The organism is Roseateles sp. P5_E11, from assembly GCF_054049355.1.
Genome location: NZ_JBFUMO010000654.1, coordinates 1 through 3,013 on the forward strand (window position 1 = coordinate 1; position 3,013 = coordinate 3,013).

The following is a 3,013-nucleotide window of genomic DNA, read 5'->3' on the forward strand; positions in this document are numbered from 1 at the left end:
GAACAATGGCTAGGCAACTCTGCACTGCCGCGGCCCTGGTCGTGTGCCTCGCCCTTGCCGCCTGCAAGGTCGACCTGTATTCCAACCTCAACGAGCGCGAGGCCAACGAGATGCTGGCCGCGCTGACCTCGGAGAGCATCCCCGCCGAGAAGGAGGCTGCCGAGGGCGGCCTCTGGCAGCTCAAGGTCGAGGAAAGCCGCCTGCCCGCGGCGCTGGACGTGCTGCGCTCGCAGGGGCTGCCGCACGACCGCTACGCCAGCATGGGCGACGTCTTCCAGAAGCAGGGCCTGGTGTCCACGCCGTCGGAAGAGCGCATGCGCTACATCTATGCGGTGTCGCAGGAGCTGTCGCAGACGCTGCGCACCATCGACGGCGTGGTGGCCGCCCGGGTGCATGTGGTGATCCCGGCCAACGACCCGCTGAGCGACAAGCTCAAGCCCTCGTCGGCCGCGGTCTTCATCAAATACCGTGCGGACGTGGACCTGCGGCTGCTGGCGCCGACCGTCAAGGACATGGTGGCGCACAGCATCGAGGGCCTGTCCCACGACCAGGTCTCGCTGTCGCTGGTGGAGGCACGGCGTGCCAGCGGCGCGGCGGCGGCCGCCGATCTGCCAGTGCGCTACGAAGTGGCAGGCCTGTCGCTCGACCGCACGGCAGTCACGCTCGGCGTGCTGCTGCTGGCCGCGGTGGCCTGCCTGATCGCACTGCCCAGCCTGCTGCGCCGCCAGGGCCTGGACTGGCGCACCTGGGCGCGGCGCCAGCTGTTGAAGCGCTGATGCGAACCGTCCAAGCTCCCAGCGAACCGGCGCCAGCGGCGCCTGAGCATGGCCCGTTGGACATGCTGCGCCTGGCGCTGCGCCAGGGCCTGCATCCAGAGGACGGACTGCACCCCAGCTGGCTGCCGCCTGACTGGCCGGTGCGCCACCGCAGCATCTCGCGCCTCGGCCCCGCGGGCCGCGCCGTGCTTGGCCAACTGCTGCGCGCCCGCGGCCTGGCCGACGAGACCGTGGACCTGCAGTTCGATGCCCAGCTCAAGCGCGTGGACCTGATGGACGCCACCTCGCTGCGGCTGCTGGCCATCTACTGTGGCTTCGCGGCGCACAAGCCGCTGTTCGGTCTGYGGGGTGGCCTGGGGAGCCAGGTGCGGCGGCAGGCGCTGCGCGTGGCCGATGACGCGGTCGACTTCGTGCTCGACCGCGTGCCCCAGCTCACCCACATCCGCGTCGACATGCAGCGGCTGCAAGAGCACCCGCATGCGGCCGGCCATGTGATGGTGCAGCGCGGCTACCGGCTGCTGACGGGCGCACTGCTGCCCGAGGGGCCGGCGGTGCTGCAGCGCATCCGGCTCAAGTTGCCGCAGCGCGTGAGCCGCTTGCGCGTGCCACCGCTGCAGCCGCGCCAGCTCGAACAACTCAGGGAGCTGATGCTGCTGTGCATCGTCCCGGAAAGACTGCCGCAATGGGACTGGCTTTTCTGATCACGACCGACAACCTGCAGCTGCTCAGCGAGCGCAAGGTGCTGAAGGAGGCCGAGTACGCCGCGCTGCTGGACGCCTCGGCCGTGGTGGAGGCCGCGCGGCAGGAGGCGCGCCGCATCGAGCAGCAGGCCCGGCAGCAGGCCGAGGACAGCCGCCGCCAGGGTCACGAGCAGGGGCTGGAGGCGGCACGCGCCGAATACGCCCAGCAGCTGGTGGGCGAGGCCCTGGCCGCACAGCGTCAGCTGCAGGCACTGCGCGCGGCGATGGCGCAGATCGTCGCCCAGGCCGTGCGGCAGTTCCTGGGCGAGGCCGATCCGGCGGCGTTGCTGGAGACTGCGCTGCGCCGCGTCGACACCCTGGTACGCCACGAGCCCTTCGTCATGCTGCGCGTGGCGCCTGCGCAGGAGGAGCATGTGCGCACGGCGCTGCGGCAGATCGGCGGCGAGCTGGCCTGGGCCCAGGCGCTGGCCGTGGTGGCCGACCCGGCCCTGCCGGCCCAGGCCTGCGTGCTGCRGACGCCCTCGGGCACGCTGCAGATCGGTGTTGATGCGCAGCTCGACGCGTTTCGCGCCGCGGTGGAGCGCAGCGGGTTGCTGCAGCCCACGGAGCAGGGCTGATGGACGAGCTGGCCACGCAAAGCATCGTCGACGACCTGTCGCGCGCCTTCGGCCACCTGCCCACCGTGGGCGTGCGCGGCCGCGTCAGCAAGGCGGTGGGCATGCTGATCGACGCGACCGGCATCCAGGCTCATGTGGGCGAACTCTGCGAGCTGCGCACGCCGGGCGAGCCGCCGCTGCTGGCGGAAGTGGTGGGTTTTCAGAAGCAGGTGGCCATCCTGACGCCGCTGGGGCCGACCACCGGCATCTCCGCGCTGACCGAGGTGGTGCCCTCGGGCCGCGGCCATGTCTGCCCCGTCGGGCCCGGGTTGCTCGGGCGGGTGCTCGACGCCATGGGTGAGCCCATGGACGGCAAGGGCCCGCTGAAGGCGCTGGCGCGCATGCCGGTCCAGCGCGCACCGGTGAACCCGCTGGCACGCCGCATGGTGGCCGAGCCGCTGGTCACCGGCATCCGTGCCATCGACGGCCTGCTGACGCTCGGCGAGGGCCAGCGCGTAGGCGTGTTCTCGCCGCCCGGCGTGGGCAAGAGCACGCTGCTGGGCATGCTGGCGCGGGGCTCCACGGCCGACGTCAACGTGGTGGCGCTGATCGGCGAGCGCGGCCGCGAGGTGAAGGAGTTCATCGAGCGCAGCCTTGGCACCGATGGCATGGCCCGCACGGTGATGGTCGTGTCCACCTCCGACCGGCCGCCGATGGAGCGCATCAAGTCGGCCTATGTGGCCACCACCATCGCCGAGCATTTCCGCGACCAGGGGCAGAAGGTGCTGCTGCTGGTGGACTCGCTGACGCGCTTTGCGCGCGCCCAGCGCGAGATCGGCCTGGCCAGCGGCGAGCCGCCGACGCGTCGCAGCTACCCGCCGTCGATCTTCTCCATGCTGCCGCAATTGCTGGAGCGTGCGGGGCAGGGCGAGCGTGGCTC

At 71.6% G+C, this 3,013-nt stretch carries 4 protein-coding genes; all 4 read left to right on the forward strand.

What is annotated here, in order from left to right; all coding sequences use genetic code 11:
- Positions 1-5 precede the first annotated feature (5 nt).
- Positions 6-776, forward strand: coding sequence for a type III secretion system inner membrane ring lipoprotein SctJ (gene sctJ, locus ACXJKR_RS28630; protein ID WP_457325725.1), 771 nt, complete (start codon positions 6-8; stop codon positions 774-776).
- On the forward strand, positions 776-1,477 hold the full coding sequence (locus tag ACXJKR_RS28635; RefSeq protein ID WP_457325722.1) for a SctK family type III secretion system sorting platform protein: 702 nt from the start codon (positions 776-778) through the stop codon (positions 1,475-1,477). The genes sctJ and ACXJKR_RS28635 overlap by 1 nt, the downstream gene beginning before the upstream one ends.
- Positions 1,459-2,094 carry a type III secretion system stator protein SctL gene (sctL, locus tag ACXJKR_RS28640; protein WP_457325723.1) on the forward strand — a complete coding sequence of 212 codons (636 nt, stop codon included), beginning with the start codon at positions 1,459-1,461 and terminating at the stop codon, positions 2,092-2,094. Before ACXJKR_RS28635 ends, sctL begins: the two co-directional genes overlap by 19 nt.
- A partial coding sequence (locus tag ACXJKR_RS28645) for a FliI/YscN family ATPase (RefSeq protein WP_457325724.1) occupies positions 2,094-3,013 on the forward strand: 920 nt, incomplete at its 3' end. The genes sctL and ACXJKR_RS28645, both read left to right, overlap by 1 nt.